Origin of the sequence: Blautia coccoides, assembly GCF_034355335.1 — a bacterium.
GTDB lineage: Bacteria > Bacillota > Clostridia > Lachnospirales > Lachnospiraceae > Blautia > Blautia producta.
The window spans coordinates 3,194,695-3,207,956 of sequence record NZ_CP136422.1 but is presented as its reverse complement, the minus strand read 5'-3'; the positions used below and the strand labels follow the sequence as shown (position 1 = coordinate 3,207,956).

General features: G+C 46.3%; 10 protein-coding genes. 5 read left to right on the top strand and 5 right to left on the bottom strand.

Annotation, left to right across the window (positions count from 1 at the left end):
• Positions 1–229: 229 nt before the first annotated feature.
• Both BLCOC_RS14265 and BLCOC_RS14260 read left to right on the top strand, forming a co-directional pair.
• A complete protein-coding gene (locus BLCOC_RS14265) occupies positions 230–1,405 on the top strand; it encodes an IS110 family RNA-guided transposase (RefSeq protein ID WP_115622538.1) in 1,176 nt (391 codons plus the stop codon).
• A 402-nt stretch (positions 1,406–1,807) separates the two neighbouring features.
• Positions 1,808–3,280, top strand: a complete 1,473-nt coding sequence (locus tag BLCOC_RS14260) for a GntR family transcriptional regulator (RefSeq protein WP_115622537.1) — start codon at positions 1,808–1,810, stop codon at positions 3,278–3,280.
• A gap of 122 nt (positions 3,281–3,402) precedes the next feature.
• Here BLCOC_RS14260 and BLCOC_RS14255 read toward each other — a convergent pair whose 3' ends face one another.
• Complete coding sequence (locus tag BLCOC_RS14255; protein ID WP_018595802.1) at positions 3,403–4,023, bottom strand: DUF4317 family protein; 621 nt, start codon at positions 4,021–4,023, stop codon at positions 3,403–3,405.
• 348 nt (positions 4,024–4,371) lie between these two features.
• Here BLCOC_RS14255 and BLCOC_RS14250 point away from each other — a divergent pair, with 348 nt between their 5' ends.
• On the top strand, positions 4,372–4,698 hold the full coding sequence (locus BLCOC_RS14250) for a winged helix-turn-helix transcriptional regulator (RefSeq protein ID WP_115622536.1): 327 nt from the start codon (positions 4,372–4,374) through the stop codon (positions 4,696–4,698).
• A 23-nt stretch (positions 4,699–4,721) separates the two neighbouring features.
• On the opposite strand, the gene BLCOC_RS14245 is transcribed toward BLCOC_RS14250, so the two are convergent.
• The gene (locus tag BLCOC_RS14245) at positions 4,722–5,117 is read right to left on the bottom strand and encodes a pyridoxamine 5'-phosphate oxidase family protein (protein WP_115625402.1); all 396 of its coding nucleotides are present in this window, start codon (positions 5,115–5,117) and stop codon (positions 4,722–4,724) included.
• A gap of 155 nt (positions 5,118–5,272) precedes the next feature.
• The gene (locus tag BLCOC_RS14240) at positions 5,273–9,511 is read right to left on the bottom strand and encodes a DEAD/DEAH box helicase (RefSeq protein ID WP_115625401.1); all 4,239 of its coding nucleotides are present in this window, start codon (positions 9,509–9,511) and stop codon (positions 5,273–5,275) included.
• A 183-nt stretch (positions 9,512–9,694) separates the two neighbouring features.
• Between BLCOC_RS14240 and BLCOC_RS14235 the strand changes: the two genes are divergently transcribed.
• The gene (locus tag BLCOC_RS14235; protein WP_115622535.1) at positions 9,695–10,510 is read left to right on the top strand and encodes a MerR family transcriptional regulator; all 816 of its coding nucleotides are present in this window, start codon (positions 9,695–9,697) and stop codon (positions 10,508–10,510) included.
• Positions 10,511–10,576: 66 nt separating this feature from the next.
• Positions 10,577–11,935, top strand: a complete 1,359-nt coding sequence (locus BLCOC_RS14230; RefSeq protein ID WP_115622534.1) for an MATE family efflux transporter — start codon at positions 10,577–10,579, stop codon at positions 11,933–11,935.
• Here BLCOC_RS14230 and BLCOC_RS14225 read toward each other — a convergent pair.
• Positions 11,924–12,439 (bottom strand): DUF2798 domain-containing protein, encoded by a 516-nt coding sequence (locus BLCOC_RS14225; protein WP_115622533.1) that lies wholly within the window; start codon positions 12,437–12,439, stop codon positions 11,924–11,926. The genes BLCOC_RS14230 and BLCOC_RS14225 overlap by 12 nt on opposite strands.
• Positions 12,440–12,653: 214 nt before the next feature.
• Entirely contained in the window at positions 12,654–13,244 is a 591-nt protein-coding gene (locus BLCOC_RS14220; protein ID WP_029469052.1) for a 50S ribosomal protein L25, read from the bottom strand.
• Positions 13,245–13,262 lie beyond the last annotated feature (18 nt).

Genomic DNA, 13,262 nt, shown 5'->3' with positions numbered 1-13,262 from the left:
AGTCTTTCTTTACCTTTTCTACAGGTTTGACTATGCTATTTTAAGATACTGTGGATTGGTTATCACCTCCTACCACTTGATGGTTTAAAAAAGGCTCCAACCACAGTCTCTTTGTTTATTTGTTAATCAGTTAGTTACCGCATGACGGTTTATCAAGAAGTAGGTTACGATTGCAAGGAGCCCTGTGGATCTTAAGACAGTATCAATACTTTATATCAGGAGGTCCTATATGATTTACGTAGGAATTGATGTCGCAAAAGATAAGCATGATTGCTTTATCACAAACTCTGATGGCGAAGTCCTTTTCAAGGCTTTTACCATCAAAAACAATCTCGATGGGTTCGACGAGCTTTATCAGAAAATAGAATCCGTTATGGAAGATGCTTCTAAAGTAAAAGTAGGCCTAGAAGCCACTGGACACTATAGTTACAATCTTCTCGGATATCTGCTTGATAAAGGTCTGGCCACCTTTGTTATCAACCCGTTACATACTAATCTGTACAGAAAAAGTCTAAGCCTTAGACAGACGAAAACGGATAAAGTTGATGCCCATACAATTGCTTCTATGCTAATGTCTGACGTGAACTTAAAGTCCTACTCAGACACATCGTATCACAACGAAGAGCTTAAGTCACTTACTCGCTATCGTTTTGATAAAGTTAAAGAACGCGCGAAGCTTAAAACATCTATATCCCGTCTTGTATGTATCCTTTTCCCTGAGTTAGAAAAGCTTGTTCCAACACTTCATCAGAATTCTGTTTATGAGTTACTCTACGAATTTCCTGGTGCAAAACAGGTAGCTAATGCACATCTCACAAGACTTTCAAATCTTCTTGAAACCGCATCTAAAGGCCACTACACAAAAGAAACCTCTATCGCTTTTAGAGAGGCTGCAAGAACCTCTATCGGTTCAAATATGCCAGCTAAATCGCTTGAATTAAAGCACACCATTAAGCTCATTAGAGAGCTAGATTCTGAAATCGAAGAGATTGAAAACGAGATTAAAGTCATCATGGATGAAATCAATTCTCCAATCCTTAGCATTCCTGGAATCAGCTATCGAATGGGTGCCATGATTATTGCTGAAATAGGTGACTTTAGCCAATTCGACTCTCCAGATAAGATCCTTGCTTATGCAGGAATGTCGCCTTCTACCTATCAATCCGGCCAGTTAGATAACTGTTATGCCAGAATGGAAAAACGTGGTTCTAGATACCTTAGATATGCTCTGTTTAATGCAACCGCATATGTTTGTCTATGGGATCCAACCTACAAGGCTTATCTTGCCAAGAAACGAGCTGAAGGCAAGCATTACTATGTTGCAATGTCTCACGCGACCAAGAAACTAGTTCGGCTAATTTATCATCTCGAACGCACTGGACAGCAATACCAAAAAGCAATCTAATTCTTCCAACATCATATCTTCTTGTCAGAGCATCATACTCGATGCTCTATTTGTCATGCAATTTTCAAGGTACTGATTGCGATGAATAAGTCATCGCCACTATACTCAAAACATCTCTGTTTTTGAAACTATTTATTGACTTTCTTTAATAGTTAGTCTTTTTTTCTATATGGGTAAATTCCCCAAATATAGTTACAGCATAGCACAAGAAAAGACCAATAAAAACGCTTTCTGCGCAAAACTCGTTTTTGTATACCGAAATGCAGGTTTAACAAGTATCATCAGAAAAAAACAGGAGCAAATATGTCAGTCCGGAAGCAAAGAATCCCAAATCCCTTCTGGTAAAACAGCCTCTGTAATGATAAAATGGAAATAACACTATCACATGGAGGTAACGAACGGTTGCGAAGTGAACAACAATTTTCAAATCTTGTCTATGAATATTTCCTTGAAAGAATTCAATTTCGATATTATAAATACGGGGACTATCTTCCCTCCATTGACACGCTCTGCCGGGAATTCAGCGTTTCTGCCCTGACAGTAAAGATAGCTCTGCAGCGTCTGCGTGCAGAAGGCTATATTGATATGCGAAACGGCAGATCTACAAAAGTTATTTTTCAGCAAACCCCGGAAGAAGCCCGTGCACGTGCCGGCCAGTATTTTTCTTTGAGGATCAAAAGCTTTCAGGACCTCTATCAGACAACCCAAGTGATCATAATGCCGCTTCTGCTGGAATGCTTTCGCAGAATGGATGACGAAGATTTGTCTTATCTCCGCCGCCTTTCAGACGGAGATAACGCGGATGATATCCTACAGTTTTTTTGTTTTGTTTTTCAAAAGATGGATAATCCGCTTGTCATGAATCTGTATTGGGAGACTTCTGTTTTCTGGGGACCGCTGTTTGTGAAGCAGGAGGAAGATACATATTTAAGTGATATGAACTTGCTGCACAGAGAAATGAAAAAATGTATTTTACTGGCAAAGGAAAAGAACTGGACACTTCTGGCAGAAGAAACGAAAAGGTTCCGGCTAGATTCCGTGGGAAGTGCAGTCAGCTATTTAGAACAAATTGTCTCACCGGCAAAAAAGGAGCGGCAAATCCCGTTTGTATGGCGGATATACCGCGACCGCCCTCAGATCTGCTACAGTCTGGTATCCCTGCTTTTGCATGAGATATACATGGGCAGATACCGGGGGAAGGATTTTCTTCCGTCCTATGATAAGATGGCGGAGGAATACCAAGTATCGGTCAGTACAGTTCGCCGTACGATCAAACTACTCAATCAGATGGGAGCCGTGCGTACGATAAATGGAAAGGGAACAAAGGTTTTAGGGTTGGGAGAGCCTTGCAATATACTGAATCTTGACAATCCTGCGATCCGTCGTAACCTGGCGTTTTTTGTCCAGTCCTTTGAACTGCTGCTCTATTCCTGTGACACAGTTATGGGCGATTATCTGGCTGTGATCACATCTGAGGAAAAAAGGGAGCTGATCCGGCAGTTGGAAGATAATCTGGAGAAGGAACGCTGTGAGCTTTCTCTGTGGTGCTGTCTGCTGTCCATCACCAGACACAGTCCGTTACAGGGTATTCGTGAGATTTACGGACGCATTTACAGTCTGTTTTTATGGGGATACCACCTGAAGACATCCCACGAAGAGAATGCGGAGCTAAACCAGGCAATTCACTGTTTTACAACCGCAATGATTGAAAGGCTTAAGAAAAATGATATTGACGGCTGCGCTGAGTCCATGAAAGCACTGGTTACCAGGCAGTTTCCGGCAGCAGAACAATTCCTGCACAAATGTGGATTTCAGCCTGAGGAACTGAGACTGACGCCCTCTATCCGTCTTTTTGTTACAGGAGAAGGATGCTAGTGCTCCATCCGGCCAGAAACCATAGTATCAGCACTGCCTATTTAGACGGGATGGAGCACTAGTTATCCCATAAAAAACAGCGCGGAACTCTCTTTCCGGCGCTGTTTTTTGGGCATCACAGATCACAAACCTAATATTTTCAGTATCTCCAAATGAGGATGACCGGTATCTGACTGAAACACATCCACGTGGTCCAAATCTGCGCTTCTGTCTGAAAAAGCAGGGAAAAGGAATCCGCACTCCGGTCTGCCGGGTTCGTAATCTCCTTCTAAAGGACAAATGGCGCAGATGATATATTCAAATACTTCTTCCGATTCCCACAGCCTTTCGTGGTCTGCTGCTTTTACAGGAACATCGTATCGGTCATGGAAAATAAGGACTGCATAGTCACCCTTTGATCTGTAGGACTCAGCGATCAGATCATAGAAGGTTTCCATCAGTACGTCATTTTTCAGACCACAGGACTTCATGCCCATCAGAAGCTGCCTCATGCTTCCCGCTTTCATGGAATCCTTGGGGAATTTAAACCTTTTTAGATTTTCATTTGTGCCGGAGAAAGGAATCGCCTTTGCAATGGCCAGATTTTTGGCTTTATCCCGGGATGACAATTTCAGGAAATTGGTATTAAAAGTGCCGTCTATCTCTCCGTCTGCATCCATATAACTTCCTGCAAGCCTTGTCATGGAAGTTCTTGCCGGTGTCATGCGTCTGGTCAGTTCCAGCATATCTTCTCTGTTTATCATGTTGGTCTCCTTGTGAAGATTTTCTTACATTTCTTTCGGTCAGCACAGTAAATGCACAAACCTGCTGAATATTCACCATATCATAATATAGGTATGTCTACAAGATATTTTTGAGGATTCTTTTTCTTCAGAGGTTCTAAATTTGTTGTTCCCTGTCTCCGGGAGGCAGACTCGGTATCTTTTTGATTCTATAATACTTTTTGGTGCCTCCTTGTATTTCCAGGAAGGCGGTATATAATAAAAATGTAAGTTTATTTTTAGCTATACATATTTTTTAATACTGTAATGTGTGTGAAAATTGCAGGGATAGATTTTTCACACACTCTTACGCTCTAAGGAGGCATTTTCATGAACCAGGAAAAAAGAATACCGGATTGTCCGGTAGAGATGACACTGCAGCTTATCGGGGATAAATGGAAAGTGCTCATTATCCGGGATTTGCTGACAGGAACGAAAAGATTCAATGGGCTGATGCGTTCCGTATCAGGAATCACCCAGAAAGTGCTGACCAGCCATCTGCGTAATATGGAGGCAGACGGTCTTCTCACCAGGAAAGTATACCCGGAAGTTCCCCCAAAGGTGGAGTATACACTCACAGAAACCGGATACAGCCTGAAGCCGATCCTGGATTCTATGGTTGCATGGGGAACAAATTATAAAAACAGTCTGCCTTAAACGGCAGACTGCAAAAAGGTTATTTAAAATTCATAGGGCGGGTTGCCGGAAAAATCCGCGATCATGCCGTGGGGATCCTTCAGATAAAATACTACAAAAATAGGATTGTCCGCTGTGCTGTACTGTCCCTTTACGATGGGGTTTTCCATGCAGGCCTCTTTTACATCCATGTTGTCCTCAAAAACGGCCTTTCCGTGCAGGCGGATCCAGGCATAAGATGCGTCGGACACGCTGACCTCTATCTCCGGATTTACCTGCATGTCTTTGTACACCTCTTTTGTGTTGTTGGTGCAGAACCAGAGTTTTCCGTTTTTTTCTAAGCAGAACATGAACGGGCGGCATTTTGCCTTGCCGTCTCTGCCTACGGTTGCCAGATACTGGACAGGGTTTGCCTGCAAAAATTCTACTATTTTCTTCATGAAATTCCATCCTCTCTCAAAAGCTGTATTTGCAAAATTCATAACAAATTGTCAGGAAGCGGCCGCTTCTTATATAGGTATCATAATACAGCCATAAGCCTCTGCAAAGTATGCACTTTAAAGTGGGATAGGAACCTGGGAGTGCCATAGTATCCCTATCTGTATAACACATAGTCCATCATTTCCCGGCTAAAGCCCGCTTCTTTCAGGAAATCTCCTGCCTCTTCAGGATATTCTTTTACGAGAAGCCGCTTTTTGTCAGGAAAAACCGCTTTTTCCCGGAATGCGCGGACAAATTCTTTCAGCACGGCGCTGGCATCTGTATCCTTAAGCACTCTCAGAACCTTTCCCTGCCGTTCCAATACCATGACGGGAATCCCTCCCCGCAGTGCCACGGCAGTGCCGGGAACATTCAGAAAAGAACTCCCCTCCAAATGTTCCAGTGTTTTTCCCCAAAGCTGCATGGGGTCTGCTGCATTGAGCCAGATAACCTGATCTTCCGGCTGTGCCAGTGCCTGTAGGATTCCCTTATAATCCTGTTTTCGTATAAACTGTGCACCGGAGAGACCCCGCACAAAATACCCTCTCCTCACACGGCCTGTAAACTCCCAGATCCGCAGTACCTCCAGTGCCTGTTTCCAGTCAGGGGTGGATTCCCCCTCTCCGCTTATATGCAGTGAGAGGGAGTGCCGGAAGGTTTCCCGGCACAGAATGATATTCTCCCGGAAAAAGGTTTCCAGAAGTGCTTCCATAGATGAGGATTTCAGAGGGTGAATGATATCCCACCGTCCGGCAGAAAGGGCGGTGATCCTGGCATTGACACGCTGTCTTGCCGCTGATTTCCTGATCTTATCCCTGTTCTGCCACTGTCTTATAGGAATAAAGCTGTCTGCGCTTACCATTCCCTGTTCTGCCAGTTCCATAAGCAGGCTGCGCACATCTCCTGATACAGGGATATTCGTCAGTGCTTTCAAAAAACTGGCTCCGCGGCGGCACAGTTCCCGGTAAAGGATCTCCTCTTCTGTCCTTTTTGTCTCTTCAACAGAAATCTCCTCGGCCGGCGGGGTATCCCAGTCAATGTCCTCATATCGAAGAAAACAGAGCATGCCGCCGGGCAGCATTTTCCAGAAATAATCTCCTTCTGTCAGCACCCGGTCGAGAAGTCCTTCGCTGTATCTTAAGATCCTTCTGGCAAAGATGATATTCTCCCAGAAGGTGACCGGAAATCCCTGGCCGCAGAAGCTCTCTATAGTATGCTTCAATTGTTCTTCCGGTGAGGCATTCATCAGGATGCGTGAAGCCATCAATGCGGCGTAGTGCTCCGGCGGCTGTGTGACTGCTTCCATGCGCATTTCCCGGATCGTTGCATTTCTGGCCCGGTCGTATAGTTTGGCGTGGTAATAAAGGCCGTTGTCCTCCACAAGCTCCTTTTGGTCGCAAAGGGTTTTCAGCCATTGGAGGATACAGTCCTCATTGGGCAGATAACGTTCCCTGATCTGTTTTGCAGTCCCAGGTCCACGGTAATACAGCATCCTCCGTATGATATGCATGCCCTCCGCATCCTGTCTGTCAAGGAGAGCGCTCTTATAATCCTCCAGGTGTTCTGCCGCGATCCAAAGCCCCGGTTCCATATACTCTGCCAATTCCCGGGCAGCTAGCTCCTCCAGCCAGTCCGGTATCTTGTCAAGTTCGGGAAGGCCTGCATACAGATCGTGCAGTTCAGGTCCTGTCACATCCCCTTCCATCATCAGAAACGTGTGCAGCTCTGCCGCATCCCCGGGCAGCTTTCTGCGCTCCTGTACCTTTTTGAGGGCCTCTGCCGACGGCTTGAGCTTTTCTAAATAGTTTAGCTCATCATAGACAGCCTGCCGGATTCCCGGTGTGGTTGGAGAATACTCGTACATTTCTGCGGCCTCCACACGCCACTGCATGGGAAGAGACATGGGGGACGGGGTGTCCAGGTATACTTCTCTGACGGTGATCTGTCCGCACTGCACTGCATGGAGAATGCTGAGCACACCTTCTATATCCCACTGGTCTTCCAGACATTCTCTTCGCGTCTCACGTATCATAGGATGGTCTTTTTCCTGTATCAGGGATTCCAGCATTTCCGTGCTGCGAAGGCGCTGCATCCACAGGGGCTGTCTTCCGTTTCTCCTCATGCCCATCATCAAAGCCCTGGACGCGTTATAGCGAAAGGTCATATTAAAGACAGGGGTTGCTGGAAGCATGGCCTCCAGGATCTCTCTGGCCTTATCTGTATCTATGGAGAACAAAATGCCTTCGGGAAGAACATTTTCTCCGTAGGGATACAGAAGTATTCCGTCTTCCTCCTCCACACAGCCTGCCGGGTTTCCCGTTAATTTTTGGGCTGCATCCTGCAGAAGTAGAGAAAGAGGGGTATTGACCCTTTTTCCGAAGAGTGCATGCAGCATGATCTGGCAGCTCCCTGTGGAATCCCTGAAGTGCTCCACAACAATGGTCTTGTCATCGGGCAGGATACCCGTCGCCTCTAACTGCCGCTCTAAAAATCCCGATGTATTCTCACAGGCAGCCCGGTCAAGTCCCAGGCTTTCCAGTTCTTCCATGAGCCTGCCGCTGCGTTCTGCCGCGGACAGGGTTCTCATGACTTTTCCAAAGGCCAAGCTGGTTCCCAGACTTCGCCCCTTGATCTCCCCTTTCCAGAAGGGGAGTCTTGCCCCTTCCGCATTGGTCTGGGTAACCACCACGGTATCCTTATCCTGGTGCACGATCTTCCATGCAAAGGCACCCAGCAGAAACCTGTCCCCAAGCTGGGATTCGTAGACAAATTCCTCATCCAGCTCTCCTACTTTTACGCCGTCCTCCGTCTTAGCGGTGTACATGCCTTTATCCGGTATGGTCCCCCCCGCTGCCACTGCCAGCATTCTGCTGTAGGTATCTGCAAAAACCTGCCCGTGCAGTCTGTCATAGAGAATACGGGGGCGCACAGGGATTTCCCTCTTATGCTCGTAATCCCCTGCCAGCATGGCAAGGACGGCCTTTACATCTTCCCTGGTGACTAAACGGAAGGTATAGGTACGGGCAAGAATTTCCATTACATCGTCCACTGTGTACGCCGTACAGGGAATTCCGCCGGAACCTTTGCCCGGTTCCTGATCTTTGGCTGTGGCAGCCATGGATACCAGATGCTGTGCCAGTACATCCAGACACATGACAGGGGGATCAGCCTGTTCGATACCGCCCTGCCTGGCTGTCTGGGCTGTCAGACCGCAATATAGGGTTTCAGAAGCGGTACGGGGGTACATATACATGACGCTGACCCGTCCGGGATTGTGTCCGGCCCGGCCAAGACGCTGCATGGTACTGGATATGGAGCGCGGACAGCCAATCTGCAGCACCTGGTCAATGTCACCTACGTCAATTCCCAGTTCCATAGATGAGGTTGCGCACAAAAGACGCAGCTTTCCTTTCCGCAGGGAATCCTCTGCCTCCGCCCGCTGCTCTTTTGACAGACTGCCATGGTGTACCCGGGCAAAATCTTCACCGCCAAGCTGATTGACATAGTAGGCCAGTTTTTCCGCGTATCTGCGCCCCTCGGAAAAGGCAATGACACTGCGGCACTGCATGCATCTGCTGTACACTTTTTCTGCCAGCTCTTCCCAGACCGGGTCTTTCCTTCTTCCGGGCGCCTGGGTAATGCCGTTTATTTCAATCCGCACCTCCTTTTCCATGTGGGGCGCGACGATATGTGCCGGTTCGGGAGAAAGGTAATCGGCTGCTGTCTGAAGCGGCTCTATGGTGGCCGATAATCCAATCCTCTGCAGCGGGAAACCGCAGAGACTGTCCAATCTGGCAGCGGACAGCATCAGGTGGGCACCACGTTTTGTATCGATCAGCGCGTGAAGCTCGTCAATGACCAGTGCCTGAGCTGTCTTAAGAACAGTCCGCCCGGTGCGGCTTGTCAGCATCAAATACAGGGATTCCGGTGTGGTGATCAGTATATGGGGCGGGTGTTTCACCATACGCTGCCGTTCCTTTTGGGGCGTATCTCCGGTCCGTATGCCCACACAGATCCTGCCTGCGCCCTCACCGCCTTCTGCAGCCCCTATGCCGTTCAGCGGCCTGTTCAGATTCTCTCTGATATCGCCTGCCAGAGATTTTAAAGGAGAGACATAGATCAGATAAAGTTCTTCTTTCAATTCCCCTTTTTTTGCCAGTTCCTGCAGACAGTCGATAAATACCAGAAAAGCAGACAAAGTTTTTCCGGTTCCGGTAGGTGCGCTGATCAGTACAGGTTTTCCGCTTTTTATGGCAGGCCAGGCTTCCCTTTGGACTTTTGTGGGCTGTCCGAATGCCTGTCTGAACCAGGAAGCTGTTGGCTGTGTAAATATATCCAGGCTGTCTTGCGTCATGTCTTTCATCTGTTTATCCTCTTTTATCCCTTTTATAAATGTTCTGTTACGATTGTACACCAAAATGGGGTACAGGTGTAGGGTCTGCTTGAAAATTGTTGTCAAATCCTGCTGTTTTGTTGGCTTTTTCCTATGGTTTTGATATATAATACCCATGTAGAAAATATGGTAAGGAGAATAGAATTGAAAGAAGGATATTATTTGATCGGTGAAGTAAGTAAAATTACAGGAATATCAAAAGACACCCTGCATTTTTATAATAAAATCGGACTGTTGGTACCTGATCATATAGATGAAAAAAACCAATACCGCTATTACTCCCGCTGGAATTTGTGGCAGCTTGATATCATAACCACATGCCGCAAACTGAGTGTTCCTTTGGATAAGGTAAAACAGATTCTGGATTTTCATGATAACAGTAAGATCACGCAGCTTTTGCTGGATTATAGAAATGAAGCCCTCCGGCTGAGCCGCTATTATCAGCAGGTAGCAGAGGATATTTTGTGGTACGATGAGGAAAATAAAAGAGTTTCTGCGGCGATCCATTCTGACAGGATAAAAAAGAAATGGCTGAAGGAAGAAACCGTGATCGCGGGGATCATGACAAAGGACGGTACCTCCTATCATGCTAATCTCCAGGCAGCCGCCAAGGATGAACTGCGGTATGCGGATACCATACAGCGAAAATATGGATACATACTGGATATTGAAAAAATGAAACAGGGAAATATCTACAAATGCAGCGAATATCTGAAGATAGCGGACAGCAGTTATTTGCATGTCAGCCCCGAAAATCTGCATGTTATGCCCTCTGGGGAATATGCGGTCTGTATGATCCGTATTATCCGGGAGTCCGCTGACTTCGGCCCGCTTTTTTCCTGGATGGAAGAAAACGGATACATAACAGACGCCGTATATGCAGACGAATTGGGACTGCAGCTTTTTGACTATATAGATGACTATTATTGTGAAATAAAAGCGCATTTGAAAAAAATATAAGATAACGCTTGACTGTGTAGTAACTCCATCCTTTATTCTTTTTTCGTTGAGAAAGGATGGTTAAATATGAAACAGACACCTGTATGGAAACTATTGCTTAAACTGTCACCCCCGGTCATGCTTGCCCTGCTGATCCAGTCCGTCTACAACATTGTGGACAGCTATTTTGTGGCAAAATATTCGGCGGACGGCCTGACTGCCCTGTCCCTTATCTTCCCTATTCAGCTCTTGATGACTGCTGTGGCAACCGGAACGGGAACTGGCATCAACATTTTGATCTCACGCATGGACGGAGCGGATGCGTCCGGGTCCCAGAATGATGTTATAAAGAGCGGATTGTTTCTGGGAATCATGAATTTTGCTGTGTTTACGGCGCTGGGACTGCTGGGACTGAACACTTACTGTCAGTTTTCCTCTGACCAGCCCATGGTACGGACAGAGGGGATGCAGTATGGGGTTATTATCTTTCTTTTTTCCCTGGGCATGTTTGTGGAGGCAAACTGCACAAAAATACTGCAGGCCAGAGGGAATATGGTGCTTCCCATGTGCGCACAGATAATAGGGGCATTGATAAACATAGTGCTGGACCCGATTCTGATCTTCGGAAAGCTTGGTTTTCCCCTTATGGGAATCCGGGGAGCTGCCATTGCTACTGTTATCGGTCAATGGAGTGCTATGGCGGTGGTCTTTCTTTCTGTACTGCGACACTGCCCGCTAAACGGCAGGTTAAGGCTCAAAAGCTATGTCCAGATCTATAAAACAGGGATGCCTGCCATCATTATGCAGTCTCTCTATACCCTGTATATGGTAGGTCTGAACCTGATACTAAAACAGTTTACAGAGGATGCGGTGACCGTGCTGGGCATTTATTACAAACTGCAGACGTTCTTTTTTATTCCCCTTATGGGGCTGCAGCAGGTGATCCTGCCGGTCATGAGCTTTAACTATGGGGCAGGTGACTGCCGGCGTGTAAAAGAGACACTGAAATGTTCCATTGCGGTCTCAGCAGTTGTGATGGTCTTAGGTTTTGGAATCTTCATGGCAGTCCCGGGAGATCTGCTTTCTGTCTTCTCCAAAAAGAAAGAGATTCTGGAGATTGGATGCACGGCGCTCCGCATTATTTCTGCAAGCTTTATCCCTGCTGCTTTTGTGATCATGCTGACCGTTTATTTCCAGGGGGTAAACCTGGGAAAAGCCAGTATCAGTATTACGATTTTAAGGCAGATCATTCTTCTGGTACCTCTGGCATGGGTTTTCCATTTCAAGGGACTCTCCTATGTATGGCTGACTTTTCCGGTCACAGAGGTGGTCGCACTTCTGTTCTGCATCTATCTATACAAGAAAAAAAGACCGGAGGATGCAGGGGAAGGGAAAAAACTGGCCGATACATATGGCTATAAAGCAGACATAGCGTCAGGCTTCTGATATCTGGCTCCTGAAAATCTTACCAAACAGGAATCTGGTAAGAGGGCCGGCGGCAAACAGATTCCAGAGTAAAGCCATGGGAAAATTCTTGATCAAAGTGCCGGCCCATATGGCGGGAAGCTGACTTATGGGGGCATGGGCCAGAATGAGGTTAAAAAGTATGGCTGCCACCATACTCATGGTGGGGCACATGATAAATACCGTACAGCAGGATATGATGACCGTGATGAAAAACGGATTGTCTGTACCGGGACGGATGATGCGCTCTGCCAGTCTGTGCCCAATCTTATTGCCCCATAGATTAGAAAATAGAAATACAAAGATCCACATGTAAGCCGCTTCTATGAGCGCATCCAGAAAAACCTGGTTGGTCATGCTGCTGAATCCGCCAGCCATTGTGTTACAGCCCATTTTAATGGCAACATTGTAGACCTCCATGCCATAGGCCATGGTCATGGACATGATAATTCCGAAGATAACTCCCTGAAACTTTGTTTTTGGCATATTAATAAGTCCTCTTTTTTTGTGGAAACAGTCCGGTCTGCCGGACAGTAAAAGGCGTAATCACTGAGGTTACCTCATAGACTACGCCTTGCAGACTTATTTCTATTGATACCGTAAACCATGGACCGGTCCGGAACATGGCAGATTACAGCCGTTTTTTGTTGTCAGCAGTTATTTTATCAGAATTCCCAATCTCTGTCAAAGGATTTTTCCGTTATGCGGTGGTCTCCTCAGGGTCTTTCTCTTCCTCCTCATCCATTGCTTTTAAATGGTCTGTGATATAGAAGATCAATGCATCCTCAGGGGTCGTAAGCTCTACGTCTTTCTTTCCCGTCAGCTCCAAATCTTTTACATACATATTCTTAGTATCCCTGTCCAGCTTGGACAGATCTATTTCTATAGTATCAAGAAGATTGGCAGGGTCGGCTTTGTAATGGATCTCTGTCAGTTCCTGTCCCACAAATCCCTGGATGCTGCCTTCATTTAAGAGCTTGATCTGTACAGTTGTGGATATCTTTTCACCATTGACAAGGGCCTGGAGATCAAGAGCGAGGATCTGGCGTTTCATGGGGTCATAATCAATATTTTTGACAATGGCATCCACTTGATCTTCTCCCATATCCAATGTAACCTGTGCGCCTTCTTTGTTTGCCTTCACAAAGCGCAGAGCTTCTGTCTCTTCAAACTGCAGCGGGATAGATTCTTTCATTTCTTTTCCGAATAATACGCCGGTGGCAAATCCTTCACGCCTTAATTTTTTTGCTTTGATCTCCGGGTTCCTTTTTTTTGCTTTTAATGTACTCATAGCTGATACCTCCTGCAA

Coding starts and splice junctions, on each gene's coding strand:
- BLCOC_RS14265 (WP_115622538.1), top strand. CDS start 230: ATGATTTACGTAGGAATTGATGTCGCAAAAGATAAGCATGATTGCTTT.
- BLCOC_RS14255 (WP_018595802.1), bottom strand. CDS start 4,023: ATGATAAACAGAGAAGATATGCTGGAACTGACCAGACGCATGACACCG.
- BLCOC_RS14250 (WP_115622536.1), top strand. CDS start 4,372: ATGAACCAGGAAAAAAGAATACCGGATTGTCCGGTAGAGATGACACTG.
- BLCOC_RS14245 (WP_115625402.1), bottom strand. CDS start 5,117: ATGAAGAAAATAGTAGAATTTTTGCAGGCAAACCCTGTCCAGTATCTG.
- BLCOC_RS14240 (WP_115625401.1), bottom strand. CDS start 9,511: ATGACGCAAGACAGCCTGGATATATTTACACAGCCAACAGCTTCCTGG.
- BLCOC_RS14230 (WP_115622534.1), top strand. CDS start 10,577: ATGAAACAGACACCTGTATGGAAACTATTGCTTAAACTGTCACCCCCG.
- BLCOC_RS14225 (WP_115622533.1), bottom strand. CDS start 12,439: ATGCCAAAAACAAAGTTTCAGGGAGTTATCTTCGGAATTATCATGTCC.
- BLCOC_RS14220 (WP_029469052.1), bottom strand. CDS start 13,244: ATGAGTACATTAAAAGCAAAAAAAAGGAACCCGGAGATCAAAGCAAAA.